At 69.7% G+C, this 26,382-nt stretch carries 23 protein-coding genes; 16 read left to right on the top strand and 7 right to left on the bottom strand.

Features of this window, described 5'->3' with window-relative positions; translation table 11 throughout:
* Positions 1–129: 129 nt before the first annotated feature.
* From ACZ432_RS11835 to ACZ432_RS11850, 4 genes are all read right to left on the bottom strand, one after another.
* Positions 130–1,572: a small ribosomal subunit Rsm22 family protein gene (locus tag ACZ432_RS11835; RefSeq protein ID WP_426962222.1), complete on the bottom strand. Its 1,443-nt coding sequence runs from the start codon at positions 1,570–1,572 to the stop codon at positions 130–132.
* Positions 1,573–1,641: 69 nt separating this feature from the next.
* On the bottom strand, positions 1,642–2,394 hold the full coding sequence (locus ACZ432_RS11840) for a prephenate dehydrogenase (protein WP_426962221.1): 753 nt from the start codon (positions 2,392–2,394) through the stop codon (positions 1,642–1,644).
* Between the two features lie 74 nt (positions 2,395–2,468).
* Entirely contained in the window at positions 2,469–2,705 is a 237-nt protein-coding gene (locus tag ACZ432_RS11845; RefSeq protein ID WP_058365944.1) for a hypothetical protein, read from the bottom strand.
* A gap of 99 nt (positions 2,706–2,804) precedes the next feature.
* On the bottom strand, positions 2,805–4,004 hold the full coding sequence (locus tag ACZ432_RS11850) for an NAD(P)/FAD-dependent oxidoreductase (RefSeq protein ID WP_426962220.1): 1,200 nt from the start codon (positions 4,002–4,004) through the stop codon (positions 2,805–2,807).
* A gap of 159 nt (positions 4,005–4,163) precedes the next feature.
* Between ACZ432_RS11850 and ACZ432_RS11855 the strand changes: the two genes are divergently transcribed.
* The 16 genes from ACZ432_RS11855 (at position 4,164) to ACZ432_RS11930 (ending at position 20,471) form a co-directional block, all read left to right on the top strand.
* Positions 4,164–5,357, top strand: coding sequence for a 5-(carboxyamino)imidazole ribonucleotide synthase (locus ACZ432_RS11855; protein WP_426962219.1), 1,194 nt, complete (start codon positions 4,164–4,166; stop codon positions 5,355–5,357).
* Between the two features lie 46 nt (positions 5,358–5,403).
* A complete protein-coding gene (purE, locus tag ACZ432_RS11860; protein WP_426962218.1) occupies positions 5,404–6,018 on the top strand; it encodes a 5-(carboxyamino)imidazole ribonucleotide mutase in 615 nt (204 codons plus the stop codon).
* A gap of 149 nt (positions 6,019–6,167) precedes the next feature.
* Entirely contained in the window at positions 6,168–6,587 is a 420-nt protein-coding gene (locus ACZ432_RS11865) for an NADH-quinone oxidoreductase subunit A (RefSeq protein ID WP_426962217.1), read from the top strand.
* On the top strand, positions 6,584–7,285 hold the full coding sequence (locus tag ACZ432_RS11870) for an NADH-quinone oxidoreductase subunit B (RefSeq protein WP_426962216.1): 702 nt from the start codon (positions 6,584–6,586) through the stop codon (positions 7,283–7,285). Before ACZ432_RS11865 ends, ACZ432_RS11870 begins: the two co-directional genes overlap by 4 nt.
* Positions 7,282–8,946 carry an NADH-quinone oxidoreductase subunit D gene (locus ACZ432_RS11875; RefSeq protein ID WP_426962215.1) on the top strand — a complete coding sequence of 555 codons (1,665 nt, stop codon included), beginning with the start codon at positions 7,282–7,284 and terminating at the stop codon, positions 8,944–8,946. The genes ACZ432_RS11870 and ACZ432_RS11875 overlap by 4 nt, the downstream gene beginning before the upstream one ends.
* Positions 8,946–10,019 carry a complex I subunit 1/NuoH family protein gene (locus ACZ432_RS11880; RefSeq protein WP_426962214.1) on the top strand — a complete coding sequence of 358 codons (1,074 nt, stop codon included), beginning with the start codon at positions 8,946–8,948 and terminating at the stop codon, positions 10,017–10,019. Before ACZ432_RS11875 ends, ACZ432_RS11880 begins: the two co-directional genes overlap by 1 nt.
* Positions 10,019–10,480, top strand: a complete 462-nt coding sequence (locus tag ACZ432_RS11885; protein WP_058365952.1) for a NuoI/complex I 23 kDa subunit family protein — start codon at positions 10,019–10,021, stop codon at positions 10,478–10,480. The genes ACZ432_RS11880 and ACZ432_RS11885 overlap by 1 nt, the downstream gene beginning before the upstream one ends.
* Before the next feature lie 64 nt (positions 10,481–10,544).
* Entirely contained in the window at positions 10,545–10,808 is a 264-nt protein-coding gene (locus ACZ432_RS11890) for an NADH-quinone oxidoreductase subunit J (protein WP_426962213.1), read from the top strand.
* A complete protein-coding gene (locus ACZ432_RS11895; protein ID WP_426962212.1) occupies positions 10,805–11,158 on the top strand; it encodes a hypothetical protein in 354 nt (117 codons plus the stop codon). The genes ACZ432_RS11890 and ACZ432_RS11895 overlap by 4 nt, the downstream gene beginning before the upstream one ends.
* The gene (gene nuoK / locus ACZ432_RS11900; protein ID WP_426962211.1) at positions 11,158–11,460 is read left to right on the top strand and encodes an NADH-quinone oxidoreductase subunit NuoK; all 303 of its coding nucleotides are present in this window, start codon (positions 11,158–11,160) and stop codon (positions 11,458–11,460) included. Before ACZ432_RS11895 ends, nuoK begins: the two co-directional genes overlap by 1 nt.
* Positions 11,461–11,462: 2 nt before the next feature.
* Positions 11,463–13,487, top strand: coding sequence for an NADH-quinone oxidoreductase subunit L (nuoL, locus tag ACZ432_RS11905; RefSeq protein ID WP_426962210.1), 2,025 nt, complete (start codon positions 11,463–11,465; stop codon positions 13,485–13,487).
* Positions 13,484–15,007, top strand: a complete 1,524-nt coding sequence (locus tag ACZ432_RS11910; protein WP_426962209.1) for a complex I subunit 4 family protein — start codon at positions 13,484–13,486, stop codon at positions 15,005–15,007. Before nuoL ends, ACZ432_RS11910 begins: the two co-directional genes overlap by 4 nt.
* Positions 15,007–16,515: an NADH-quinone oxidoreductase subunit N gene (locus tag ACZ432_RS11915; RefSeq protein ID WP_426962208.1), complete on the top strand. Its 1,509-nt coding sequence runs from the start codon at positions 15,007–15,009 to the stop codon at positions 16,513–16,515. The genes ACZ432_RS11910 and ACZ432_RS11915 overlap by 1 nt, the downstream gene beginning before the upstream one ends.
* Before the next feature lie 1,019 nt (positions 16,516–17,534).
* Positions 17,535–18,980: a DHH family phosphoesterase gene (locus tag ACZ432_RS11920; RefSeq protein WP_426962207.1), complete on the top strand. Its 1,446-nt coding sequence runs from the start codon at positions 17,535–17,537 to the stop codon at positions 18,978–18,980.
* Between the two features lie 113 nt (positions 18,981–19,093).
* Positions 19,094–19,663: a hypoxanthine/guanine phosphoribosyltransferase gene (gene hpt / locus ACZ432_RS11925; RefSeq protein WP_058365726.1), complete on the top strand. Its 570-nt coding sequence runs from the start codon at positions 19,094–19,096 to the stop codon at positions 19,661–19,663.
* A gap of 118 nt (positions 19,664–19,781) precedes the next feature.
* On the top strand, positions 19,782–20,471 hold the full coding sequence (locus ACZ432_RS11930; protein ID WP_426962206.1) for a DJ-1/PfpI family protein: 690 nt from the start codon (positions 19,782–19,784) through the stop codon (positions 20,469–20,471).
* A gap of 121 nt (positions 20,472–20,592) precedes the next feature.
* Here ACZ432_RS11930 and ACZ432_RS11935 read toward each other — a convergent pair whose 3' ends face one another.
* From ACZ432_RS11935 to gyrB, 3 genes are read right to left on the bottom strand one after another with little or no spacing between them, the layout of a single operon-like run.
* Entirely contained in the window at positions 20,593–21,879 is a 1,287-nt protein-coding gene (locus ACZ432_RS11935) for an MFS transporter (protein ID WP_426962205.1), read from the bottom strand.
* 55 nt (positions 21,880–21,934) lie between these two features.
* Complete coding sequence (gene gyrA / locus ACZ432_RS11940; protein ID WP_426962204.1) at positions 21,935–24,427, bottom strand: DNA gyrase subunit A; 2,493 nt, start codon at positions 24,425–24,427, stop codon at positions 21,935–21,937.
* A gap of 1 nt (position 24,428) precedes the next feature.
* Positions 24,429–26,345, bottom strand: coding sequence for a DNA topoisomerase (ATP-hydrolyzing) subunit B (gene gyrB / locus ACZ432_RS11945; RefSeq protein WP_426962203.1), 1,917 nt, complete (start codon positions 26,343–26,345; stop codon positions 24,429–24,431).
* Between the last annotated feature and the right edge of the window lie 37 nt (positions 26,346–26,382).

Here is a 26,382-nt window from a genome sequence, read left to right on the forward strand (position 1 = left end):
GTGCGGTCGCGGTACCGTGCGGTGCGGTCGCGAGGTGGGTGCTGTGCGGTCGCGACGCTGGGCTCCGAGGTGGTGCTGTCCAGCGCGGCAGACCTGCGACGATCGGTCGCAAACCGGGTCGTCGCGGTCTCAGGGCGCGACGAGGTCGACGACCGTCTCGTCGTCGACGACGTGATTGTGCGCGCCCTCGTCGTCGTTCCAGAGGACGAGCGCGTTCTCGACGGAGAGCACCGCGCCGTACTCCGCCTCTCGGAGCGCGCGGTTCAACTCCGTCTCCCGGGTGAGGACGGCGTACTGCTCCAGGTCCTCCGAGCCGTCGCCGACCTTGAACAGCCGGTTGCCGCCGTCGCTCAGGTCGTGGCTCAGCTTCACCCAGAGGGCGTTCACGCGGTCGGTGACGTGTTCGTCGGCGGCCGCGAGCGGCATGTGGCGCTCGGGGCTGGCGGTCACGTCGACGCGCCGCTGTCCGTCCGGGCGGAGGATCGAGTAGGCGAACTGCACGTCGACGTTGACGAACTCGCCGGGCGCCTCGCCCGGGTCGCGGTCGGCCGCCTCGTCGAGCCGCCGCTGGAAGGGCGGGACCTCGAGGTCCGGGCGCACGTCGAACGACCAGCCGCGGTCGCTCGGGACCGCGTCGGGCCACAGGCGGAGCGTCGGGCTGTAGACGCTCGTCCCGGCGTCGGGCGGCGTCACCGCGCGCTCGATCTCGCGGAGGCCCGTCGCGGTGTTGAGGTCCGCGGGCGCGAGCGCGACGACCGAGCCGTCCGCGGCGAGCGCGTCCAGCGCCGCCTCGACGACCGGGACCGGCTCCGCGAGTTCCGAGAGCACGTTTCCGAACAGGACGAGGTCGAAGGGCTCGGTGGCCGGGCCGTCGTCATCGTTCCCCTCCAGCCCGAGGAACGATTCCGCGGTCTCGCGGTGGACCGTCGGCCGGAAGTTGCGGTCCGCCTCGTCGAGCAGCGCCTCCAGCACGTCCGCGGCGGCGCTCGGCTCGACCGCGTGGTACTCCACGACCGCGTCGTCGGGCAGGTAGTCGTGGAGGCCGAGCGCCGGGCCGCCGACGCCCGCGCCCACGTCGAGCACCCGAAGCCGGCGGTCGAGCAGCCCGTTCTCGGCGAGGTCGTCGAGGACGTAGCCGACCGCGGCGTAGTAGTCGGGCAGGTGGTAGATCGCGTAGCCGAGCGCGGCGACGCGGTCGTACTCCACGTCGTTCTGGAAGTAGTAATCCTCCTTCAGCCGGCGGACGGCCGCGCGGAGGTCGCCGCCCGAGTCGCCGCGGTGCCAGTTCGCACCGAACTCGCCGATCAGCAGGTCCTCGACTCCGAACGCGTACGCCTCGGGGAACGCCTCGGGCCCCCAACCCGGCAGCGGGGCGGGGTCGTCCTCGACCGGGACGAAGGTCCCGTCCTCGCGCTCGCGGAGGCCGAGGTCGAACGCCTCCTCGCGGAGCGTCTGTTTGACGACGGCCGGGTGAGCCCCGCCCTCGACGTAGTCGGCGAGCTCCTCGGGGTCGATCGGACGGACCTGTCTGAGGTACTTCGCGCTGTCGCGGACTGCGTCTCTGTCGATCATTGGGGTAGCATGTGGGTCATCTGGTGTGGGTCATCGGCGTGGTGTGGGCCATCGGAATCGGCGGGTCGGTCAGTCGTGTCTGTCGCGCGCGTCGCGTTCGCCGCGGGCCGCCTCGTAGAGCGCGGCGAACGCCTCGGGGTCGGCGTCCGCGAGGTCGCGCGCGGCCTCGGCGACCGCGTCGGCGCCGTCGAAGGCGCGCTGGATCTCGGCGTACACCGCCGGGGACCCCTCGGTGACGGTGTCCGCGAGGTCGTCGAGCGCGCCCGAGACCGGGGTGTGGAACTCCTCGCGCACGTCCTCGCCGGCGAGACGCCACGCGAGGATCGCCGCGTGCGCGCCTGCCTGTACCGTCTCCATCGCGCGGTCGTGCTCCTCGGGCGTCGTCTCGAACACGTCGTTGCCGCCGGCCTCCACGTCGGCGACGACCGCGTCGATCAGCGGGCCGCCGGCGTCGATCACGGCGGCGACGTTGCCCGGCACGCGCGGCGGCGCGAACAGGGGATGGAAGCTCGCCCGCTGGGCGTCCGGACACGCCGCGCGCAGCGCCGCGACCGGTTCCGCCATCGCCCCGGACACGTCGAAGACCGCCTCGCCGACGTTGTCGGCGTAGGCGTCGACCGCGTCCGGGACCGCGGACATCGGCACCGCGAGACAGACCGCGTCGAACGTCTCCGTCGTGTCGGGGTCGACCGCGCGGGCGTCGCGCGCGTCGGCCGCGTCGCGGGCGACGACGGGGTCGCGGTCGGCGAACGCCACCGTCCCCTCGACGGTGTCGGCGACCCACCGGCCCATCTCTCCGGCGCCCACGACGAGTAGATCCATCGGTCACTCGGGGTACGACGCCTGGGAGGTAAAAACGTTCGAAGCGCGCGCCGCTCGGCGAAACCCGGGCGCGATCAGAGCCGGTCGTCCTCGATGCTGCCGGGGTCCTCCGCCGTGTCGAACATGTTGTTCTCCGCGCCCTCCAGCATCTCGTCGCGGGGCTCCTCGTCGACGACGGTGACGTTGTACGCCTCGATGCCCGAGGAGATGAGCTCCTCGGCGGCCTGTTCCTCGGAGACGAACTCCTGTTCCGCGAGCTGCTGGAACTCGGAGTACACGTCGTCTGACAGCGAGAGTTCGAAGGTGGGCATACCTGGGGGTATCCCCTGCGTCCTTTTGAACCTTGGCTCCGGATGCGCGCCGTCGACACGACCGGTGCGGTGCCCCCAACGCGGCCGATCCGCCGGCGGTCACTCCTCGCCGACGCGCTCGCGGACCGCGTCGAGGAGGTCCCGCTCTGCCTCGACTTCCTCGCGCAACACGGCCAACGCGTCGGCGAGCGATCCGTGGTCGGCGAGGTAGGTGACGCCCACGGCGCTTTTGATCAGGTTCGCGGTCGGCCCGGTGAACGTCCGCGGCCCCAACTGCGCGACGGCGCCGTCGCCGACGGAGACCAGCCAGCCGGGCGTCTCGAAGGTCCACGTTTCGAACGCCGGCTCCCGGCCGGCCCTCAGCGCCTCCACCGCCTCCGCGACGTTGTTCGCGGCGGTCTCGGAGGCGCGAACCGCCGCCTGCGCGCTCGGCGGCACGACGGCGCCGCTCCCGTCCCGGACCCGTGCGGCGTCCCCGACGACGAAGGTGCGCTCGTCCAGCGCGAGGGTGCCGTCGACCTCCCGGCGACGGCCGTCCAGTGCGTCCGGGCCCCGCACCCCGCCGGTCCAGACCAACAGGCCGTGAGGGAGCGTCCCGGCGTCCGCCGAATCGACCGACTCCCCCGCCATCTCGACGGCGTCCGCGCCGGCGGCCGTCACGCGCGTCCCCGTCCGCACGGCCACGTCGAGGCGGTCGAGTTCCTCGCGGACGGCCGCCCGGAACTCCTCCGGAAAGCCGGGAACGACGCGGTCCTCCGCCTCCAGCAGCACCACCTCGACGTGGCCGGCGACCCCTTCGTCACGGGCGAACTGGGCGAGTTCGCCCGCCGTCTGGACGCCCGACAGGCCCGCGCCCGCGACCACCGCTCGGCCGCCACCGGCGTCGAGGACGCCGCGGAACTCCCGGCGGATCCGGCTCGCGTGCGGGAGCCGCTTGAGCGGGAGCGCGTGCTCCGCGACCCCCGGAACGTCGCGGTAGTCGGTCCCTGCGCCGAGCGCGACCACGACCACGTCGTAGTCGACCGCGTCGCCGTCCGCCAGCCGGACGGACCGATCCTCGCGGTCGACGGACGCCACCGTCGCCTCCCGGACCGTGGCCCGGTCCAGCAGGTCCGTCAGTGGGAGGGAGATGCGGTCGACGAACTCCGGCCGCCGGATGGCCCGGTGGAGTTCGTGCTGGATCAGGTGGTCGCCGGTCTCGTCGACGAGCGTCAGGTCGACGGCCGACGGCAACGTCCCTTCGAGCGTTCGCGTCGTGACGAGGCCCGCGTATCCGCCCCCGAGAACGACCACGCGCATATCGGGCGTCTGGTCCGGGGCCCACTAATGTCTGGTTGCGAGGCCGCCGGCGAACGCCCTCGGTGGCGCCTCTTCGCGCGGCCGTTCCGATCCACGTTTTTGCCCACTAGTCGGCTGTCGGTGGCAATCCTTATGCAGTATCGTCCGCAATTCTCGCGCGTGACAGTGACACTTCCCGGCCCGACGCTCGGCATCGTCGGGGGCGGTCAGCTGGGACGGATGATCGGCGAGGCGGTCGCGCCGCTGGGCGTCGAGGTGGTCGTGCTCGACCCGACGCCGGACCCGCCGGCCGCGCCGACGACCGCGGACCAGATCGTGGGGAGCTTCGACGACGAGGCGGCCGTCCGCGAACTCGCCGAGCGCGCGGACGCCGTGACCTACGAGATCGAGCTCGCGGACCCGGACCTGCTGGCGGCGGTGAGCGAGGAGTTCGACGTGCCGGTCCATCCCGACCCGTCGACGCTCCGCACCATCCAGGACAAGCTCGTCCAGAAGCGCGCGCTCGAGGAGGCGGGGATCCCGGTCCCGGAGTTCGTCGAGGTCTCCGACGAGGCGGCCCTCCGCCGCGCGGTCGAGGCGTTCGGCGGCGTCATGCTGAAGGCCCGCGAGGGGGGCTACGACGGCCGGGGTAACCGTCCCGTCGAGGACCCCGACGAGGCGGCCGCGGCGCTCGCGGAACTCGGCACGCACGCGATGGCCGAGACGCTCGTTCCTTTCGAGCGCGAGCTCTCCGTGATCGGCGTGAAGGGCCCCGACGGCGTGGCTACCTACCCCGTCACCGAGACCCTCCACCGCGAGGAGATCCTCCGCGAGAGCGTGGCGCCGGCCCGGGCGGACGACGCGGTGCTGGAGCGCGCGGAGGCGGTCGCGCGCGACGTGCTCGAGTTCCTCGACGGCCGCGGCGTCTACGGCATCGAACTGTTCGAGGCGCCGGACGGCGAGGTGCTGGTCAACGAGATCGCGCCCCGGCCCCACAACTCCGGGCACTGGACCATCGAGGGCGCGGCGACCTCGCAGTTCGAGAACCACGTCCGCGCCGTGTTGGGCTGGCCGCTCGGGCCGACCGACCTCGTCGCGCCCGCGGTCACCGCGAACGTGCTCGGCGACGTGGCCGAGCCGGAGCCCGCGACGCTGTCGGGCGTCGAGGCGGTGCTGGCCGCGGCCGACGCCGACCTCCACTGGTACGGCAAGCGCGAGGCCCGGCCGCTCCGCAAGATGGGCCACCTCACCGTGACCGGCGAGGAGGCAGACGCCGCTCCCGACGTGCCCGGCGACCGATCGCGCGCCGACCGCGCCGACCTGCTCGCCCGCGCCCGCGAATTGCGCGACGGACTGACCTTCACCGACGACTGACGACCGCGACCCACGACCGCGACCAACGGACACACGACACGCCACAATGACCACCGTTCAGAACCTCATCGACAGACTCGACGCGGAAGCCGACGCGGACGCCGACCCCGCCACGACCCCGGACGTGGGGATCATCATGGGCTCGGACTCGGACCTCGACACGATGGCGGGCGCCTACGACGCGCTCCGCGAACTCGGCTTCGCGGAACAGACCGACTTCGGGAACCCGCCGGACGCCCGGTTCACCTTCGAGAGCTACGTCGTCTCCGCACACCGCACGCCGGAGCTGATGTACGCCTACGGGGAGACGGCGGAGGCCCGGGGAGTCGACGTGATAATCGCCGGCGCGGGCGGCAAGTCCGCGGACCTGCCGAACATGACCGCCTCGGTCGCGTATCCGGTCCCCGTCATCGGCGTTCCCGTACAGGAGAAGTCCGTCGACAGCGTGCTGGGGATGCCCACGGGCGCGCCCATCGTCGCGGTCGACGCGGGTAAGTCGTTCAACGCCGGCCTCTCGGCCGCGCAGGTGCTCTCGCGGGAACACGAGGCGATCCGCGACCGGCTGGTCGCGTTCCACGACGAGCAGAAGGCCGGCGTCGCGGACGTCTCCGCGGCGCTGCACGACGAGGGGATCGACGCGTTCCGCGAGCGCGAGGAGTAGCGCCGGCCGCGCAGCGGGGGCGGTTCGCTCGCCGAGGGGCCGCGCCGCGACGGTCGCGCGCTCTCCGAGGGGTCGATTCGCACGCGCGCACCCGAGAATCAACGCTTATGTAGGGGCCAACCAAACTCGCGCACGTTACGGAGACCCGTATGAACGACTGGATAGCTATCGGCGCACTGGCGGTCGTCGGCCTCGCCATCCCGCTGGGGATGATGGCGGCGTCGGCGCTTCTTCGTCCGAGTGTGCCGGAACAAGGCAAACGCACGGTGTACGAGTCCGGCGAGGTCCCGACCGGAACGGCGCGCATTCGGTTCAACATCCAATACTACATGGTCGCGCTGCTGTTCCTCGTGTTCGACATCGAGACGGTGCTGCTGTTCCCGTGGGTCACCATCTACCGGCCCGCGCTCGAGCAGGGCGTCCCGCTTCTCGACGTTCTGTGGCCGATGCTGGCGTTCGTCGGCATCCTCGCGGTCGGACTCGTCTGGGCGTGGCGCAACGGCGCGGTGCAGTGGACCTCGAGCCCGCGCGCGACGGCCCGCAAGACGGAGCGTGAGACGGAACCATGAGCAGCGACCAACCCTTCATCACCGACGACTCCGCCGTACTGACCGAGACCCGCGACGCCCGGATGGGCGAGGGACGCGGCGACCGATTCAACTCCCGCCTCCGCGAGGCGTTCGGCTCCTCGCCGTTCATCCTCACCAAGTTCGACAAGTTCATGAACTGGGTGCGGGGGTCCTCGATGTTCATGCTGCAGTTCGGGATCGCCTGCTGCAGCATCGAGATGATGCACACCTACGCGGTCAAACACGACCTCGACCGCTTCGGCTCCGGTGTGCCGCGCGCCTCGCCGCGACAGGCCGACGTGATGATCGTCCCCGGGACGATCGTCTCGAAGTTCGCCCCGCGGATGAAGCGCGTCTACGACCAGATGCCCGAGCCGAAGTTCGTCGTCGGGATGGGCTCGTGTACCATCTCCGGCGGTCCCTTCCAGGAGGGGTACAACGTGGTCAAGGGCGCCGAGGAGGTCATCCCGGTCGACATCCACGTGCCGGGCTGTCCCCCGCGTCCGGAGGCGCTCGTCTACGGCGTCGCCAAACTGCAGGAGCGCATCGCCAACGGCGAGGCCTCCCCGGTGACGGTCAAGCCCTACGAGCTGGAACAGTTCTCGGACCTGGAGCAGGACGAACTCGTCGACCACCTCTCCGACCAGATCGACGAGGACGACCTGGTGATGCGGTACAACTTCGCTGATTCGCCATGAGTCTGGAAAAGCCAGAGGCCGACGAGGCGGTCGTTCCGGCCGACGACGCCGAGGACATCGCCGCCCTGCTGGGCGAGAACGTCATCGGCCGCGAGGAGCACGTCAACGCGCCGGGCTTCGTGGTCCGGCCGGACGCGGTCCAGGACACCCTCTCCACGCTCAAGGAGGAGGCCGGCTACGACCACCTCTCGGTCGTCACCGCCCAGGAGTACGAGAACCGCTACGAGTCGATCTACCACCTGAAGAAGTACGACGACCCGACCCAGGAGGTCAGCGTCGTCGTCCCCGCCGACAAGGAGAACCCGGTCTCCGAGTCCGGCGCCGGCGTCTTCAGCACGGCCGACTGGCACGAGCGCGAGGCGTACGACCTCGTCGGCATCGACTACGAGGGCCACCCCGACCTCCGGCGCATCCTGCTGCCGGAGACGTGGCAGGGGCACCCGCTCTCGATGGACTACGACCAGGACCAGCCGCAGGTCGTTAGCCTCTCCGAGCACGCCAACCCTCTGCAGGACGACTACAAGGACGCCGAGTCGGACACGATGTTCGTCAACATCGGTCCGCACCACCCGGCGACCCACGGCGTGCTCCACCTGAAGACGACGCTCGACGGCGAGCAGGTCGCGGACGTCGAATCCGACATCGGCTACCTCCACCGCAGCGAGGAGCAGATGGCTCAGAACGGCACGTACCGCTACCAGATCATGCCGTACCCGGACCGCTGGGACTACATCTCGGCGGGACTCCTCAACGAGTACGCGTACGCCCGCGCGGCCGAGGACCTCGCGGACATCGACGTCCCCGAGTACGCGCAGGTCATCCGCACGATGGGCGCGGAGATGTGCCGCATCGCCGCGCACATGCTCGCGCTCGCCACGTTCGCGCTGGACGTCAACGGCGACTTCACCGCGACGTTCATGTACGCGATCAACGACCGCGAGCAGGTGCAGAACCTGCTGGAGGACCTGACCGGCCAGCGGATGATGTTCAACTACTTCCGGCTCGGCGGCGTCGTCTGGGACCTGCCCGAGCCCCGCGAGGAGTTCTTCTCGAAGACGCGGGACTTCCTCGACCAGCTCCCGGAGTCCGTCGAGGAGTACCACGACCTGCTGACCTCCAACGAGATCTTCCAGATGCGGACGGTCGACACCGGCATCCTCCCGCCGGAGGTGGCGAAGGACTACGGTGCGACCGGTCCGGTCGCCCGCGGTTCCGGCGTCGACTACGACCTGCGCCGCGACGACCCCTACGGCTACTACGACGAGCTCGACTGGGACGTGGTGACCGAGGACGGCTGCGACAACTACGCCCGCCTGCTCGTCCGGATGCGGGAGGTCGAGGAGTCCGCCAAGATCATCGAACAGTGCGTCGACCTGCTGGAGGACTGGCCCGAGGACGAGCGCACGATCCAGGCCAACGTCCCGCGCACCCTCCGGCCGGACGACGACACCGAGATCTACCGCGCCGTCGAGGCCGCGAAGGGCGAACTCGGCATCTACATGCGCGCGGACGGCACCGACAAGCCCGCCCGCTTCAAGATCCGGTCGCCGTGCTTCTCCAACCTGCAGACGCTGCCGGAGATGGCGCAGGGCGAGTACATCCCGGACATGATCGCGGCGCTGGGTAGCCTCGACATCGTGCTCGGCGAGGTGGATCGGTGATGTCGCTCGCGCCCGCCCAGCTGTTCCCCGAGTTCGTCGCGAACGCGCTCGGGATCGGCGGCGTGCTCGGCGAGGTCGTCGGCGCGCTGATCGCCGCGTTCCTCGTCGGCAACGTCATGCTGACGTTCACGGGCGTCGCGGGCCCGTGGGCCAAGCGGAAGATCACGGCCGCGTTCACCGACCGCATCGCGGTCAACCGGATCGGGCCGTTCGGCCTGCTGATCATCCCGGCCGCGGCCGTCCAGCTCCTCGCGAAGGAACTGATCATCCCGGAGGGCGCCGACCGCCCCTCCTACGACCTGGCGCCCATCGTGCTGCCCGCGTCCGCGCTGCTCGGCTTCGCGGTGATCCCGATGGGCAACCTCGGTCCGATAAACGTCCAGCTCGCGGACCCCGAGGTCGGGTTCGCGCTGGTGTTCGCGTTCGCCTCCATCGCCTCCGTCTCGCTGGTGATGGCCGGCTACGCGTCCAACAACAAGTACTCGCTGCTCGGCGGCCTGCGGGCCGTCGCGCAGAACCTCGCGTACGAGATTCCCCTCATCGTCACGGCGATGTCCGTCGTGGTGTTCGCGGGGACGCTCCAGACCAGCGGCATCGTCGCCGCCCAGCAGGAGGCGCTCGTCACGCTCGGCGGGATCACCATCCCGTCGTGGTACGCGTTCGTCAACCCGTTCGCGTTCCTGCTGTTCCTCACGGCGAACATGGCGGAGATCGGCCGGAACCCCTTCGACATCCCGGAGGCCCCGACCGAGATCGTCGCCGGCTACCAGACCGAGTACTCCTCGGCGTACTTCGTGCTGTTCTACCTCGGGGAGTTCCTCCACATCTTCCTCGGCGGCGCCATCCTGACGATGGCGTTCCTCGGGGGCGCCTCCGGGCCGGGCCCGGAGAGCATCGGGTTCGTCTGGTTCGTCGTGAAGATCTGGGCGTTCTTCCTGTTCACCCAGTGGTGCCGGGCCGCGATGCCGCGGTTCCGCATCGACCAGCTCATCGAGGTGGGCTGGAAGGGAATGCTGGTGCTATCGTTCGCTAACCTCGTGCTCACGGCCGTACTCGTGGGGGTGACCGTCTGATGATCGGACTGCTCAAATCCATGGCGACGACGATGAAGCACGCGCTCGACGGCTCGACGTTCACGGTCGAGTACCCGGAGACGGCGCCGGAGGTGAGCCCGCGCTTCCGCGGCGTTCACAAGTTCAGCCAGGAGCGCTGCATCTGGTGCCGGCAGTGTGAGAACGTCTGTCCCAACGACACGATCCAGATCGTCCAGGACGACCAGCGCAACGGCGAGCAGTACAACCTCCACATCGGGCAGTGCATCTACTGCCGGCTGTGCGAGGAGGTCTGTCCCGTCGACGCCATCCTGCTGACGCAGAACTTCGAGTTCACCGCGGACACGAAGGACGACTTCGTCTACAACAAAGAACAGCTCAAGAACGTCCCGTGGTACAAGGGTATCGACCCGCTCAACTCCCGCAACCCCGACCGCAACGCGTGGGTCGGAGAGGGTGACGGGGAGGTCGATTACCAGTAGTTCCGCGAACGGCGTCGAGCCGTTCTCGAAACCTTCAAAGGAAATCTCATAGGAGACACACACAATGGTCTACGAAACCATCGCGTTCGCCCTGTTCGCCCTCGTTACGCTGGCGAGCAGCCTCGGCGTGGTTCTCGCTCGGGACGTGTTTCACGCGTCCCTGCTTCTGGGAGCCGCGCTGGTGAGCGTCGCGGTGCACTACGTGATGTTGCAGGCGGAGTTCCTCGCCGCCATGCAGATCCTCGTCTACGTGGGCGGGGTGCTCATCCTCATCACGTTCGCCGTGATGCTGACGCGGTCGACGGAGCCGGAGGTGCATAGCGCATGAGCGACCGCCGTTCCGGACTCGTCCCGGGGCTGGCGTCGGTCCTGCTGTTCGCGGCCATGGCCGCGGCGTTCGTGAACGCGGAGTTCGGCGAGCCGGCCGGCTTCGAGCTGTCCGGCGAGGCGGCCGACACGGTCGTCCACAACATCGGCTACGCCCTCTTCAACCTCGACCTCGGGAGCCTCGCCGCCAACACGGAGGGGTTCCTCGCCGCGTTCCTCATCGTCGCCTTGACGCTGGACGTGGCGGTCGACGGGGCGCTCTACCTCGCGAAGCGCGAGGAGGGCGGCTCCGTCGTCTCCGCGGTCGGTGAGGCGTTCACCGACGGCGGCCGGGAGGGGGGTGACCGCTGATGGTCCCGCCCACCTACTACCTGCTGTTGGCGGCCGGCATCTTCTGTATCGGCCTGTTCGGCGTCCTCACGCGGCGTGAGGTGCTGTACTTCCTGATGAGCGTGGAGCTGATGCTCAACGCGGCGAACATCAACCTGGTGGCGTTCTCGCTGTTCTACGGGGACCTCACCGGGCAGGTGTTCGCCCTGTTCGTCATCGCGCTGGCGGCCGCGGAGGTCGCCGTCGGGATCGGCATTATCCTCGTGCTGTACCGTAACTTCGGTGAGACAGACGTGACACTGACTTCGGAGATGAGGTGGTAACGATGGTGGACGCGTTCGCGTACGTGCCGGCCATCGTCCTGCTGCCGTTCGTATCGTTCCTCGTGGCGCTGGGCCTCGGGAAGTACCTCCCCAAGGGCGGCGCCTTCGGGGGCATCGCGGCGACCGCGGGCTCGTTCCTGCTGTCGCTGTGGGTGCTCGCGACGGTCGCAGGCGGGGCGGCCTACGACGAGACGATCTACACGTGGGCCGGCGGCGAGCAGTTCGAGCTCGCGTTCGGCCTGCTGATCGACCCGCTGTCGTCGCTGATGCTCGTCATCGTGACGCTCGTGGCGCTTTTAGTCCACGTGTTCTCGCTCGGCTACATGAACGACGAGGACGAGACGGGGCTCCCCCGGTACTACGCCGGCCTCGGCCTCTTCACCGCCTCGATGCTCGGGTTCGTCGTCGCCGACAACCTGCTGATGGCGTTCATGTTCTTCGAGCTGGTCGGGCTCTGCTCGTACCTGCTCATCGGCTTCCACTTCCGGGAGCCGGGGCCGCCGTCGGCGGCGAAGAAGGCGTTCCTCGTCACCCGCTTCGGGGACTACTTCTTCCTCGTCGGCGTGGTCGCGGTGTTCGCGACGTTCGGCACCGCGGGGTTCGCGGGCGCCGAGTCGTTCCCCGCGCTCGCTGAGGCGGCGCTCGCGGGCGAGTTCGACGCCTGGACGCCGTTCGGGCTCGACGCGATGACGTGGTTCACCGTCGTCGGCCTGCTGGTGCTGGGCGGCGCGGTCGGCAAGTCCGCGCAGTTCCCGCTGCACACGTGGCTCCCCGACGCGATGGAGGGCCCGACGCCGGTCTCCGCGCTCATCCACGCGGCGACGATGGTCGCGGCCGGCGTCTACCTCGTCGCGCGGATGTACGGCTTCTACGCGCTGACGCCGACGACGCTCGCGGTCATCGCGTTCATCGGCGGCTTCACGGCCCTGTTCGCGGCGACGATGGGCGTGGTGAAGGACGAGCTGAAGCAGGTGCTCGCGTACTCGACGATCTCGCAGTACGGCTACATGATGCTCGCGCTCGGCGCGGGCGGCTACGTGGCCGCGGTCTTCCACCTGACGACCCACGCGTTCTTCAAGGCGCTGCTGTTCCTCGGTGCCGGGTCGGTCATCATCGCGATGCACCACAACGAGGACATGTGGGACATGGGAGGGCTGAGGGACAAGATGCCCGTCACCTACTGGACGTTCCTCGCGGGCTCGCTCGCGCTCGCGGGCATCTTCCCGTTCGCGGGCTTCTGGTCGAAGGACGAGATCCTCTACGAGGCGCTCGTCCACGGCCTCAACGACCCGCTGCTTCTGGGCGGCTACGTCATGGGGCTGCTCGCGGTGCCCGTCACCGCGTTCTACACCTTCCGCATGGTGTTCCTGACGTTCCACGGCGAGCCGCGGTCGGAGCTGGCCGAGGACCCGCACTCGGTGCGCTGGAACGTGAAGGGGCCGCTGACGGTGCTCGGCACCCTCGCGGTCGTCACCGGATTCATCAACATGGTGCCGGTCAAGAAGGTGCTCGGCGTGAAGGGCATCGACGTGCTCCACCGCTGGCTCGACAACGAGTGGGGCGGCATCGACGGCCTCTCCTCGCACCACTACGCGGACATCGGTCCGTACAGTAGCGGCTACATCGCGGGCGGCGAGGTGCCCACCGTGCTGATCGGCGCGGGCGTCTCGCTCGGGCTGGCGCTGGCCGGCCTCGCGGTCGCGTGGACGCTGTACAACGTCGCCGAGCCGACGGAGCACACGGCGAAGCTCGGCGGCCTCAAGGACGTGCTGTACAACAACTACTACCAGGACGAGGTGCAGGTCTGGCTCGCCGCCCGGACGCAGGACGTCTCCGGCGGCGCGGACACCTTCGACCAGGGCATCGTCGACGGCGTCGTCAACGGCGTCTCCTCGGTGAGCCTGGCGGCCGGGCAGCGCGTCCGGCGGGTCCAGACGGGCGTGGTCACGCACTACGCCGCGATGTTGACGCTCGGGCTCACCGGCCTGCTTCTCCTGTTCGGTGTGCTCGGGGGGTGGTTCCTGTGATAATCGAGACGCTCATCGCCGTAACGTTCGTGAGCGCCGTGGTCGTCGCGCTCGCTCCCGACGAGTGGGCGGGACGGCTCGCGTTCGCGCTCAGTCTGCTCCCGTTCGTCGGGAGCCTCTACATGTGGTCACAGTTCGAGGCGGCCGGCAACGCCCTCACGGGCGGCGGCATCGCCTTCGAAACGCAGGCCGACTGGCTGGAGGTCGGCGGCTACACGCTCCAGTGGTTCGTCGGCGTCGACGGCATCAGCATGCCGCTGCTGGTGCTCACGACGTTCCTCGTCCCGCTAGCGATCCTCTCGGCGTGGACGCCCATCTCCGACCGCATCAGCCAGTTCTACGCGCTGCTGCTGTTCATGGAGGCGAACCTGCTCGGCGTGTTCACGGCGCTGGACTTCTTCGTCTGGTTCATCTTCTGGGAGGCCGTCCTCGTCCCGATGTACTTCCTCATCGGCGTCTGGGGCGGCCCGCGCCGGAAGTACGCCGCGATCAAGTTCTTCGCGTACACGAACCTCGCGTCGCTGGTCATGTTCATCGGGTTCATGGCGTTGGTGTTCGCGCTCCCGGTCGAGACGTTCGGGATGCCCGCGATCACCGCGGCGCTCGCGGCCGGCGAGGTCGAGGCGTTCTACGGGATCGCCCCCGACGCCATCCGGCTGTTCGCGTTCCTCGCGCTGTTCGTCGGCTTCGCGGTGAAGGTGCCGATGGTGCCGTTCCACACCTGGCTGCCGGACGCCCACGTGGAGGCGCCGACCCCGGTGTCGGTGCTGCTGGCCGGCGTCCTCCTGAAGATGGGGACGTACGCGCTGTTGCGGTTCAACTTCACGATGCTGCCCGAGGAGGCGACCGCGCTCGCGGTGCCGATCGCCGCGATAGCCGTGGTGTCGGTCATCTACGGCGCCATGCTGGCGCTGGCCCAGCAGGACCTCAAGCGCATCGTCGCCTACTCGTCCGTCTCGTCGATGGGCTACGTCATCCTCGGCCTGATCGCGTTCACCGAGTACGGCGTCGGCGGCGCGACGTTCCAGATGGTCGCGCACGGCCTCATCTCGGGGCTGATGTTCATGGCGGTCGGCGTCGTCTACAACGCGACGCACACGCGGATGCTCTCGGACATGTCCGGGATGGCAGACCGGATGCCCGTCGCGGTGGGCGTCCTCGTCGCCGGCGCGTTCGCGTACATGGGGCTGCCGCTGATGGCCGGCTTCGCGGGCGAGTTCTTCATCTTCGTGGGCTCGTTCGGCTCGCCGGTCGCGGGCGGCCTGATGCCGCTGTTCACCGCGGCGGCGATGTTCGGCATCGTCATCGTGGCGGGCTACCTGCTGCTGGCGATGCAGAAGACGCTGTTCGGGCCGTTCAGCCTCGCGACCGACTACGAGGTCGGCCGCGCGCCGGTCCGCGACGTGGCGCCGCTGATGGCGCTTCTGGGTGCCATCATCCTGCTCGGCGTCGCGCCGGACCTGTTCTTCGAGATGATCCGTGACGCCGTCGCGGACGTGGTCGCAGGAGGTGTCAACTAATGGCGACGCAACTCCCCGAGTGGGCCGCGCTCTCCCCCGTGCTGGCGCTCGCGCTGACGGGGCTCGCGCTGCTGCTCGTGGACACGATCAACCCGAACAGTCGTTCGAACACCTCCTCGGCCGTCGTGGCCGTGCTGGGGTCGCTCGCGTCGCTCGGCGCCGCGACGTGGTTCCTGCTGGCCGGGACCGGACAGGAGGGCACCGGCGGCGCGATCACCCTGCTCGCGGACGCGATCGTGGTGGACGGCCTCGCGCTGTTCTTCACGGTGGTCTTCGCGGTCGTGACGGCGCTGGTCGTCGTCGCGGCGCACGACTACCTCGCGGACGTGGACAGCCCCGGCGAGTTCTACTCGATGGTCCTGTTCGCGGCCACGGGGATGTCGCTGATGGCGGCCGCCAACTCGCTGGCGGTCGCGTTCGTCGCGCTGGAGATGGCGTCGCTGCCCTCCTACGCGCTGGTGACGTTCCTCAAGCGGAACAAGGGGAGCGTCGAGGCGGGGCTGAAGTACTTCCTCGTCGGCGCGGTCTCCTCCGCGGTGTTCGTCTTCGGCATCTCGCTGGTGTACGCCGCGACGGGGTCGCTGCTGCTGTCCGACGTGGCCGCTGGCCTGACGAGCGGTGACGCCCCGGTCGGCGTCGCCGGCATCGGGATCCTGATGGTGCTCGGCGGGCTGGCGTACAAGACCGCCTCCGTGCCGTTCCACTTCTGGGCGCCGGAGGCGTACGAGGGCGCGCCCGCGCCCGTGAGCGCGTTCCTGTCGTCCGCCTCGAAGGCGGCCGGCTTCGCGCTCGCGTTCCGCGTGTTCACCGAGGGCTTCGCGCTCGGGAGCGAACTCGTCGCGGGCGTCGACTGGGCGGTGGCGTTCGGCATCGTCGCCGTCGTCACGATGACGCTCGGCAACTTCGCGGCCGCGGTCCAGGAGAACGTCAAGCGGATGCTGGCGTACTCCTCCATCGGTCACGCCGGCTACGCGCTCATCGGGCTGGCGGCGATCTCGGTCGGCGGGGCCCACAACGGCGACGTGATGGGCGCCGCGATGGCGCACCTGCTCGTCTACGGGTTCATGAACACCGGCGCGTTCCTGTTCATCGCCCTCGCGGAGACGTGGGGCGTCGGGAAGACGTTCGAGGACTACAACGGCCTCGCGAGCAAGGCGCCGATGGCCTCGCTCGCGATGACCGTGTTTATGTTCTCGCTGGCGGGGCTGCCCCCGCTCGGCGGGTTCTTCTCGAAGTACTTCCTGTTCATGGGCGCGGTGTTCAACGGCTTCTGGTGGCTGGCGGCGGTCGGCGCCGCAAACAGCGTGCTGTCGCTGTACTACTACAGCCGCGTCGTGAAGGCGCTGTGGCTGGAGGAGCCGGCGGGCGACCTCGACGCGGTCGACTCGCGCCCGACGGCGCTGTACGCCGCGATCGTCTTCGCGGCGGTCGGTACGGTGCTCGTACTGCCCGGCTTCGGGCCGGTCATCGAGAGCGCGCAGGCGGCCGCGAACGCGCTGTTCGCGTAACGCGGACGCTTCTCACACGTTTTTCCGACGACGCATTCGGTCGTTGACCGGCGACGTATTTGTGACTGGTAGAGCGTTTCTACCTGCGCTTCGGACGGCGAGGTTTCCGTGTCGGCTGCAGATCCGGTTACTCCAGACAGCAACATCCAGAAAGCCCCAGCCGGCTCTCCCTCCTACTGATCTGGATCTGCTACAAATACTGCTCTAGACAGCAACATCCAGAAAGCCCCAGCCGGCTCGACCGCGCCGGGTTCCGGCAGGCGGTCCGGGCTGCCTGCGGTAGCGGGCTGCCGGGCTGCGACTGCCGTCGTCCCGCTCGGCAGGCTCGCGGGACCCTCGCTGCGCTCCTCGCTCTCCGCTTGGCGAGACAAACCGCGTCTCGCTAGCCTCCAGCGTGCAGTGGCGCGCTGGAGACACAGCCCGCTGCGGTGCTTGTCTGGCAAGACGGTCCGGGCGTTCCGTTGCGTCTCTCCGCACCGCCCGACGGACGGGTCCGGGCTGCGACTTGCTGACTCTCGCTCGGCAGGCTCGCGAGAGCGTCGTCCGGGCGGGTTCGAGCCGGCTGCCCCTTTCAGTCCCACCCCGCACAGCACCGCACCGCGACCGCACAGCAGCCTCACACCTCCCCAGCCTCGGCCGCGGGCGGGGCGCGGAACCGCAGCGCGGGACAAACCGCGTCCCGCTGGCCTCCGGCGTGCAGTGGCGCGCCGGAGACACCGCAGGCGGCCGCCCCGCGCCCTCCACCGAAAATCGGAGATTTTCGAGCAGCCAGCGTGCAGTAGCGCGCTGGCGACCTCGCGCGGTCGCGGCGACACGGGGTCGCCGCGGCGCGCGCCGACCGCACCGCCACGCACAGCACCGCGACCGCACGTGGGACGAACGTTTTTGGCTGATACCGAAGGACTCCCGCCGTGAGTGCAGTTGGGTGGGATGGCTCGCAGCCCATCGCCTCGGGGGTCGGTCCACCGGACTCACCGTGACGGTACCGTTTTGAGTCCGCGTCCCGCAGGGACGGGCACATGGTACGGCGGCTGGTTCTCGGCTGCGGCTCCGTCGGTCACACGCTCGTCGAGCGGGCGCGAGAGCGCCGCGGCGAGTTACACGTCGTCGCTACCGACACCGGCTGGGTGACGACGCTCCGGGAGGCCAACGTCGCCGCCGTCGAGGCGGACCCGACCGACTCCGCCAACTACCCCGACAGGGCGGCGGTCGTCGTGGTCGCGAGCGACGACCCGGACCGGAACCTCGCCGCCGCGCTGTCGGCGCGGGCGGCGTTCCCCGACGCGCTGATCGTTGCGTACGCCGGCGAGAACCCGGCGGACGCCGTCCGTGACCGACTCCGGGAGACGGCCGACCGACTCATCGACCCCGTCGACGCGCTCGCGGACCGCGTCGTCGCGGCCGCGGGCGCGGACGAGGGCGAGCGCCTGGCGTCGCTGTTCGCGGCGCTCCGGAAACTGAACGGGCCGCTGGCGGTCGTGACCCACGACAATCCCGACCCCGACGCCATCGCGAGCGCCATCGCCCTGGTGCGCGTCGCGGAGGCCGTCGGAGTGCCCGCGGAGGCGTGTTATCACGGCGAGATCTCCCATCAGGAGAACCGCGCGCTCGTGAACCTGCTGGACATCCCGATCCGGAACGTGGAGTCGATCAACCCGGATGAGTACGGCGGAATCGCCCTGGTCGACCACTCGCGCGCGGGCGTCAACGACAGCCTCGACCCCGAGACGCCGGTCGCCGTCGTCGTCGACCACCATCCGCCGCGCGGCCCGGTCGACGGCGCCTACGTCGACATCAGGCCGGACCTGGGCGCGACGAGCACCATCCTCGCCGAGTACCTCGACCGGCTCGGGATCGAGCCGGACCGCCGGACCGCGACCGCCCTACTGTACGGGATCCGCGTCGACACGCGCGATCTCACTCGCGAAGTGTCGGCCGCGGACTTCGAGGCGGGCGCGAACCTCCTCCCGTTCGTCGACGAGGAGGTGCTCGAGCGCGTCGAGTCGCCGAGCGTGAGCGCGAACACCGTCGAGACGCTCGCGGAGGCGATCCGGAACCGGGACGTGCGGGGGTCGGCGGTCGCCTCGTGCGCCGGACCGATCAACGACCGCGACGCGCTCGCGCAGGCGGCCGAGCGACTGCTGAACCTGGAAGACGTGACGGTGTCGCTCGTCTACGGCTACATGGACGGCGTCGTCTACGTCTCCGCTCGCGCGCGCGGCGCGTCCATCGACCTCGGCGAGACGCTCCGGGAGGCGCTCGACCAGATCGGCTCCGCGGGCGGACACGCCGACATGGCCGGCGCGCAGGTCCCGCTCGGCATCCTCGGGGAGGTCGACGAGGAGGCGGAGGAGACCCTGACCGACGTGGTCGAGGACATCGTCTCCGGCCGCTTCTTCGAGACGCTCGCGGACGCGCCCGCGGCGCCGGACCACGATCCGGACGCCGCGTTCCCGCACGACTGAGGCGTCTCGCGCCGCCGGAGTCCAGCCGCGCTTCGGGGCCGAGCCGTCTGTGGACACCTCACAGTCGGCGGCATAACCGCCAGACTTTATCCGCCCGGGTTGGTACGCGCGACATGGACCAGTTGCGGCAGTCACTCCTCGACGCGCCGATCATCGAGAAAGGCGACTACGAGTACTTCGTCCACCCCATCAGCGACGGCGTTCCGATGCTGGAGCCGGAGCTCCTCCGCGAGATCGTCATCCGGATGATCCGGAAGACGGAACTGGAGAACGTCGACAAGATCGTCACCCCCGCGGCCATGGGGATCCACATCTCCACCGCGCTCTCGCTGATGACGGACATCCCGCTCGTCGTCATCCGCAAGCGCCAGTACGGCCTCGACGGCGAGGTGCCGCTGTTCCAGGAGACGGGCTACTCCGAGTCCGAGATGTACATCAACGACGTGGAGGCGGGCGACCGCGTGCTCGTCCTCGACGACGTGCTCTCGACGGGCGGCACGATGAAGGCCATCCTCGACGCGCTCACGAACGAGGTCGGCGCGGACGTGGTCGACGTGCTCGCGGTGATCAAGAAGGCGGGCGAGAACGAACTCGACGACACCGACTACGACGTGAAGACGCTGATCAACGTCACTGTCGAGGACGGCGAGGTCGTCATCGTCGACGAGGACGGCGACGGGTAGCCGCGGAGCGGCGGGGACCGACTCCTCGCGCCGCCCCGACCATCCCGGGGCCTTCCGATCCCGGTCCGACCTGCCGGCCACCACGGCCTTTTGCGTCGCCGGCCCGAACCGGAACTGCATGAGCGATACGCAGACCGCGCTGTTCGTCGTCAGCGAGGAGGGGTACTGGGCCGAGGAGTGCATCGAGCCGCTGAACGCGCTGGGCGCCGCCGGCGTCGACGTCACGGTCGCGACGCCCTCGGGCACGGCCCCGGAGCCGGACGAGCGCTCGCTCGACCCGGAGACCGTCGGCGAGGAGACCGCGGAGCGCTACCGCGAGGTCGCGGGCGCGGACCCGGCCCTCAACGACCCGATCCCGCTGGCGGCCGCCTCCGCGGCCGACCACGACGCGGTCGTGTTCCCCGGCGGCCACGGCACGGTCTGGGACGTAAACCAGGACCGTGACGCGCGCCAGCTCCTGCTCGAGGCGGTCGCCGGCGAGGACGGCGTCGCGCTCGTCGTCTGTCACGCGGTCGGGATCCTCGCGTTCACGCGCGAGGCGGACGGCTCCTTCCTCGTGGAGGGCCGCGAGGTCACCGGCTTCCCGAACGCGTGGGAGGCGGACATCGTGGACGACGACGACGTGCTCCCGGACGGGCGCAAGCTCCCCTACTGGGTCGAGGACGAGGTCGTCGCCGCCGGCGGCCTCTGGGATGCCGAACTCGACGCGGACACGAGCGTCACCGTCGACGGCGACCTGATCACCGCCCGTGGCCCCGGTTCCTCCGAGGCAGCCGCGGAGACGCTGATCGACGTGCTGGAGCTGTAGGCGGGTTCTGGGCTCGGGAACCGTTGCTCAGGACATCTTCGATCAGGACACATCCGATTCGTCCGACCCGTCTCGGCAGGCCGCGACGAACTCCCCCGTTCTCGGTACCTCCGCGCTCGCCTCAGGACGAGCGCGCGGTCCGAACCGCCAGTGCGCCCGCGAGCGCGGCCGCGAGCATCGCGACCCCCGTCAGGCCGGCGAACAGGGCCTCCGAGCCGCCGGCGTCGAGGGCCGCGCCGGCAAGCAGCGCGCCGAGCGCGCCGACGCCGAACGTCCCGAGGTAGACGAAGCCGAACGAGAGCCCGTGGCTCGCCTCGTCGACGCTGCGCGCGACGACCGTCTGCGCCACGGGCGCGACGGCGTACGCGAAGAAGCCGAGCAGGGCACAGACCGCGAGCAGCGGGGCGACGCCGGCGTTCGAGAGGGGGAGGAACGCGACGGAGACGACCGCCAGCCCGGCGAACGCCGCCAGCAGCGTCCGCTCGGGCGAGAGTCGGTCGCTGGCGAGGCCGCCGGCGTACTGCCCCGCGACGCCCACGAGCAGGAGCCACGTGTACGCGAGCCGACTCGCCTCCAGGTCGCGGCCGCCGAGCGTCAGCGGCTCGAAGACGGGGACGCCGGCGAGCACGTCCGGCAGGAAGGTGAACGCGCCGCGGTAGTAGACGCCGTAGACCATCTGGATCGCGAAGACGAGCAGGAAGCCGCCCGCGAACAGCCGCCGGGAGTCCGCGACGAGCGCGAGAAGCGCGCCGCGGGGCGTCTCGGCGGCGGCCGCGGCCGACCGCTCCGCCTCCGACTCTCCGTCCGCGTCATCCCCACGTCCACCACCTCCGTCACCGTCCCGGTCGCCCTCACCGTCCCGGTCGATCCGCACCCGGAGCCCCACCAGCACCGCGACCGCGGCGGGGACCGCGAGCGCCGCGGCGACCGCCCGCCACTCGGCGGCCGTGAGCGCGAGGATGACCGCGAGCGGGCCGACCACCATCCCGACGTTGCCGCCCGCGCCGTGGACCGCGAGGACCGTCCCCCGGCGGTCGGCGCCGCGACTGATCAGCGAGAGGCCGGCGGGATGATAGAGGCTCGCCGCGGCGCCCCACGCCAGCAGCGCGAGCGTCACGCCGGCGAGCGTGGACGCGAGGTACAGGCCGGCGAAGGCGGCGCCCATCCCGCCGATGGACAGCAGGACGAGCCGCCGCGACCCCCACCGGTCCGCCGCCGCGCCCGAAAGCGGCGCGAGCAGGCCGATGAGGGCGTAGCTGGCGCCCGTGACGGCGCCGACGACCGTCGCCGAGACGCCGAACTCCGCGATCCACAGCGGGACGAACAGCGGGATCGACAGCTCGAAGCCGTGGAACGTGCCGTGGCCGAGCGCGGTGAAGGCGGCGACGGCGCGGTCGCTGGCGTTCACGGGCGGCGGTTCGACGGGGGCGGAAAAGGGGCTGCCGGTTCGCGCCGGTCGGGTGCTACTCGGCGGCGTTCTCGTCGGCTTCTTCGTCGGCATCGGCGGCCGCGACCGTCTCCGCGTCGACGATGTCGACCGTGGAGACCTCGTCGCCGGCTTCGAGGTCCATCACGACGACGCCCATCGTGTTGCGGCCGACCTTCGAGAGGTCCTCAACGCGCGTCCGGAGGATCTGGCCTTCGCGGCTCATCGTCACGAGGTGGTCGCCCGCGGACACCGCGTCCACGGAGACGACCTCGCCGTTCCGATCGCCGGTCTTGATGTCGATGAGGCCCATCCCGTTGCGGGACTGGAGCCGGTACTCCGCCACGTCCGAGCGCTTGCCGTAGCCGTTCTCGGTGACCGTCAGGAGCCAGTCGTGCGCGTCGGCGTCGACGGCCGCGACGCCCGCGACCGCGTCGCCCTCGCGGAGGTCGATCCCTCGGACGCCGCGGGCGGTGCGGCCCATCGCGCGGACCTCCTCCTCGGCGAAGCGGATCGCCATCCCGTCGCGGCTGCCGATGACGATGTCGAAGTCGCCGTCGGTGACGCCGACGTCGACCAGCTGATCGCCGTCCTCCAGCCGGATGGCACGGATCCCCGTCGAGCGGATGTTCTCGAACTCCTCGACGCCGGTTCGCTTGATGTAGCCGTCCCGGGTGACCATCGTGAGGTACTCGTCGTCGTCGAGGTCGTCGGTGTTGACGACCGCCTGGATCTCCTCGCCGTCGTCTAGGTCCAGCAGGTTGACCGCGGATTTCCCGCGGGCGGTGCGGGACATCTCCGGGATCTCGTAGGTCTTCAGCTGGTAGATCTGGCCCTCGTTGGTGAACACCAGTAGGTAGTCGTGGGAGTTGGCGACGAAGACGGAGGAGACGGCGTCCTCCTCCTTCAGGTCGGTGCCGATCACCCCCTTCCCGCCGCGGTTCTGCGCGCGGATGGCGTCCAGCGGCATCCGCTTGATGTAGTCGTCCTCGGACATGACCACGACGAACTCCTCCTCCGGGATGAGGTCCTCGTGGGTGACGGAGCCGGTGTCCTCGATGAAGGAGGTGCGGCGCTCGTCGCCGTACTCGTCTTTGATCTCCAGCAGCTCTTTCTCGATCACCGCGTCGAGTTCCGCCTGCGAGTCGAGGATCTCCTCCAGCCGCTCGATGCGGGCGGTCACGTCCTCGTACTCGGACTCGATCTCCTCGGTCTCCATCGAGGTGAGCGAGCCGAGCTGCATCCGGACGATGTGGGCGGCCTGCTCCTCGGAGAAGTCGAAGTCGTCCCGCAGCGCCGCCTTCGCGGCGTCGCGGTCTTCGGACTCCCGGATCGCCTCCACCACCTCGTCGACGTGGTCGAGCGCGCGGAGCCGGCCCTCGAGGATGTGCGCGCGGTCCTGTCGCTCGGCGAGTTCGTGCTCGGAGCGCCGGCGGACGACCTCGCGGCGGTGGTCGAGGTACTCCTGGAGCGTCTCCTTGAGGTCGAGCACCTTCGGCTGGCCGTCGACCAGCGCGAGGTTGATGACGCCGAAGGTGCGTTCGAGGTGGCTCTCCAGTAGCTGGTTCTTGACGACCTCCGCCATCGCGTCGCGCTTCAGCTCGACGACGACGCGGATGCCGTCACGGTCGGACTCGTCGCGCAGGTCGCGGATCCCCTCGATGGAGCCGTCGTTGACGTCCTCCGCGATGCGCTCGACCAGCCGGGACTTGTTCTGCTGGAAGGGGAGTTCGGTGATGACGATGCGGCCTTCCTCCTCGTCGACCTCGAACTCGGCGCGGACGCGGATCCGGCCGCGACCGGTCTTGTACGCCTTGTGGACCGCGTTGCGGCCGACGATGTTGGCGCCCGTCGGGAAGTCGGGTCCCTTGACGTGTTCCATCAGGTCCTCGACGGTCGCCTCGGGGTCGTCGATCAGCTCGACGGTCGCGTCGATGACCTCGCCGAGGTTGTGCGGCGGGATGTTCGTCGACATCCCGACCGCGATGCCCGAGGAGCCGTTGACCAGCAGGTTCGGGAACGCGGACGGGAGCACTTCCGGCTCCGTGAGCCGGTCGTCGTAGTTGCTCTGGAAGTCGACCGTGTCGCGCTCGATGTCCGCGAGCATCTCCTCGGCCAGCGGCGCCATGCGCGCCTCCGTGTAGCGCGGGGCGGCCGGCGGGTCGCCGTCGACGGAGCCGAAGTTCCCCTGCCCGTCGACGAGGGGGTACCGCATCGAGAAGTCCTGGGCCATCCGCGCCAAGGCGTCGTAGATGGGGGAGTCGCCGTGCGGGTGATAATCGCCCATCGTCTCGCCGACGATGGAGGAGGACTTCCGGTGGGAGGTGTTGCTCGTGATGCCCGCCTCGTGCATCGCGTAGAGGATGCGTCGGTGGACGGGCTTGAGCCCGTCGCGGACGTCGGGGAGCGCGCGCCCCGCGATGACCGACATCGCGTAGTCGATGTACGACTGCTCCATCTCGTCCTCGATGCGGGCGGTCTTGACCTGTGCGGCTCGCACGTCGTCGGGATTCGGTGTCTCGGAACTCATCTCAGATGTCCACCCACTCGGCGTCGGTCGCGTGCTCCTTGATGAACTGTTTGCGCGGTTCGACCGCGTCGCCCATCAGCACGTTGAACATGCGGTCGGCGGCCGCGGCGTCCTCGATATTGATCTGCTTCAGGATGCGGTTCTCCGGGTCCATCGTCGTGTCCCACAGCTGCTCGGGGTTCATCTCGCCGAGGCCCTTGAACCGCTGGATCTGCGTGGGGTTGCCGTTGCACTTCTCCTCGACGACGCGGTCGCGCTCCGCCTCGGTCATCACGTCGTACGTCTCGCCGTTGTACCGGATCCGGTAGAGGGGCGGCTGGGCCGCGTACACGTAGCCCGCCTCGATGAGCGGCTTCATGTGGCGATACAGAAGCGTCAGGAGGAGGGTTCGGATGTGGGCGCCGTCGACGTCGGCGTCAGTCATCAGGATGATCTTGTGGTAGCGCGCTTCCTCGATGTCGAACTCCTCGCCGATGCCGGTGCCGATGGCGGTGATCAGCGCCCGGATCTCGTCGTTCTCGAGGATGCGGTCGAGGCGGTGCTTCTCCACGTTGAGGATCTTCCCCTTGATGGGGAGGATCGCCTGGAACTCCCGGGCGCGGCCCTGCTTGGCCGAACCGCCCGCGGAGTCGCCCTCCACGACGAACAGTTCGCCCTCGTCCGGGTCGCGGGTCTGGCAGTCGGCGAGCTTTCCGGGCAGGGCCGTCGACTCCAGCGCCGACTTGCGGCGGGTCAGCTCCTCGGCCTTCTTCGCGGCCTTGCGCGCGCGGGCGGCCTCCGCGGCCTTGTGGACGACCTTCCGGGCGGTGTCGGGGTTCTCCTCGAAGAACGTGCCGAGCTGCTCGTGGGTCGCGGACTCGACGACGCCGCGGACCTCGGAGTTGCCGAGCTTCGTCTTCGTCTGCCCCTCGAACTGCGGGTCGGGGTGTTTGACGGAGACGACCGCGGTGAGCCCCTCGCGGACGTCCTCGCCCTTGAGGTTCGCGTCGAGGTCGTCGACGAGGCCGTGGTCGTTCGCGTAGTCGTTGACGACGCGCGTCAGCGCGGTCTTGAACCCGGTGAGGTGGGTGCCGCCCTCGCGGGTGTTGATGTTGTTCGCGAACGCGTGGACGGAGCCCTGCAGCTCCTCGGTGGCCTGCATCGCGACCTCGACGTGGATGCCGTCCGCCTCGTCCTCGAAGTAGATGACCTCGTCGTGGATCGGCGACCGCGTCTCGTTGAGGTACTCGACGAACTCCCGGATGCCGCCGTCGTAGCGGAACGTCTCGGACTCGTCGCTCCGCTCGTCGGCCAGCGTGATCTCCACGCCGGAGTTGAGGAACGCCAGTTCGCGGAGGCGGCTCGACAGCGTCGAGAAGTCGAAGTCCGTGGTCTCGAAGATGTCGCCGTCGGGCCAGAAGCGGATGTGCGTCCCCGTCTCCTCGTCCGGCTCCATGTCGCGGACGCGCTCGAAGGCGTCCGGGACCGGCTCGCCGGTTTCGAAGCGGTGGCGGTAGACGCCGCCGTCGCGTTTCACCTCGACCTCCAGCCGCTTCGAGAGCGCGTTGACCACGCTCACGCCGACGCCGTGGAGCCCGCCCGACACCTGGTAGGACTTCGAGTCGAACTTGCCGCCCGCGTGGAGGACAGTCATGATGACCTCCAGCGCGGGGCGGTCGTACTCCTCGTGGGTGTCGACGGGGATGCCGCGCCCGTCGTCGCGGACGCTCACGGAGCCGTCGTCGTGGATCTCCACCTCGATGTCGTCACAGAAGCCGGCCAGCGCCTCGTCGATGGCGTTGTCGACGACCTCGTAGACGAGGTGGTGGAGTCCGCCGGCGTCCGTGGACCCGATGTACATCGCGGGCCGTTTGCGGACGGCCTGTAAGCCTTCCAGCACCTGGATCTGCCCGGCGCCGTACTCGTTTTCTTCGTCCATCGTACTTGATCGGGTTACTCGATGCCCACTGATAAAG

It is taken from the genome of Haloparvum alkalitolerans, from assembly GCF_055381565.1.

Bases quoted from the DNA above. Each gene is read 5' to 3' on its own strand.
- ACZ432_RS11835 (WP_426962222.1), bottom strand. From the start codon at position 1,572: ATGATCGACAGAGACGCAGTCCGCGACAGCGCGAAGTACCTCAGACAG.
- ACZ432_RS11840 (WP_426962221.1), bottom strand. From the start codon at position 2,394: ATGGATCTACTCGTCGTGGGCGCCGGAGAGATGGGCCGGTGGGTCGCC.
- ACZ432_RS11845 (WP_058365944.1), bottom strand. From the start codon at position 2,705: ATGCCCACCTTCGAACTCTCGCTGTCAGACGACGTGTACTCCGAGTTC.
- ACZ432_RS11850 (WP_426962220.1), bottom strand. From the start codon at position 4,004: ATGCGCGTGGTCGTTCTCGGGGGCGGATACGCGGGCCTCGTCACGACG.
- purE (WP_426962218.1), top strand. From the start codon at position 5,404: ATGACCACCGTTCAGAACCTCATCGACAGACTCGACGCGGAAGCCGAC.
- ACZ432_RS11865 (WP_426962217.1), top strand. From the start codon at position 6,168: ATGAACGACTGGATAGCTATCGGCGCACTGGCGGTCGTCGGCCTCGCC.
- ACZ432_RS11870 (WP_426962216.1), top strand. From the start codon at position 6,584: ATGAGCAGCGACCAACCCTTCATCACCGACGACTCCGCCGTACTGACC.
- ACZ432_RS11875 (WP_426962215.1), top strand. From the start codon at position 7,282: ATGAGTCTGGAAAAGCCAGAGGCCGACGAGGCGGTCGTTCCGGCCGAC.
- ACZ432_RS11880 (WP_426962214.1), top strand. From the start codon at position 8,946: ATGTCGCTCGCGCCCGCCCAGCTGTTCCCCGAGTTCGTCGCGAACGCG.
- ACZ432_RS11885 (WP_058365952.1), top strand. From the start codon at position 10,019: ATGATCGGACTGCTCAAATCCATGGCGACGACGATGAAGCACGCGCTC.
- ACZ432_RS11890 (WP_426962213.1), top strand. From the start codon at position 10,545: ATGGTCTACGAAACCATCGCGTTCGCCCTGTTCGCCCTCGTTACGCTG.
- ACZ432_RS11895 (WP_426962212.1), top strand. From the start codon at position 10,805: ATGAGCGACCGCCGTTCCGGACTCGTCCCGGGGCTGGCGTCGGTCCTG.
- nuoK (WP_426962211.1), top strand. From the start codon at position 11,158: ATGGTCCCGCCCACCTACTACCTGCTGTTGGCGGCCGGCATCTTCTGT.
- nuoL (WP_426962210.1), top strand. From the start codon at position 11,463: ATGGTGGACGCGTTCGCGTACGTGCCGGCCATCGTCCTGCTGCCGTTC.
- ACZ432_RS11915 (WP_426962208.1), top strand. From the start codon at position 15,007: ATGGCGACGCAACTCCCCGAGTGGGCCGCGCTCTCCCCCGTGCTGGCG.
- ACZ432_RS11920 (WP_426962207.1), top strand. From the start codon at position 17,535: ATGGTACGGCGGCTGGTTCTCGGCTGCGGCTCCGTCGGTCACACGCTC.
- hpt (WP_058365726.1), top strand. From the start codon at position 19,094: ATGGACCAGTTGCGGCAGTCACTCCTCGACGCGCCGATCATCGAGAAA.
- ACZ432_RS11930 (WP_426962206.1), top strand. From the start codon at position 19,782: ATGAGCGATACGCAGACCGCGCTGTTCGTCGTCAGCGAGGAGGGGTAC.
- gyrA (WP_426962204.1), bottom strand. From the start codon at position 24,427: ATGAGTTCCGAGACACCGAATCCCGACGACGTGCGAGCCGCACAGGTC.
- gyrB (WP_426962203.1), bottom strand. From the start codon at position 26,345: ATGGACGAAGAAAACGAGTACGGCGCCGGGCAGATCCAGGTGCTGGAA.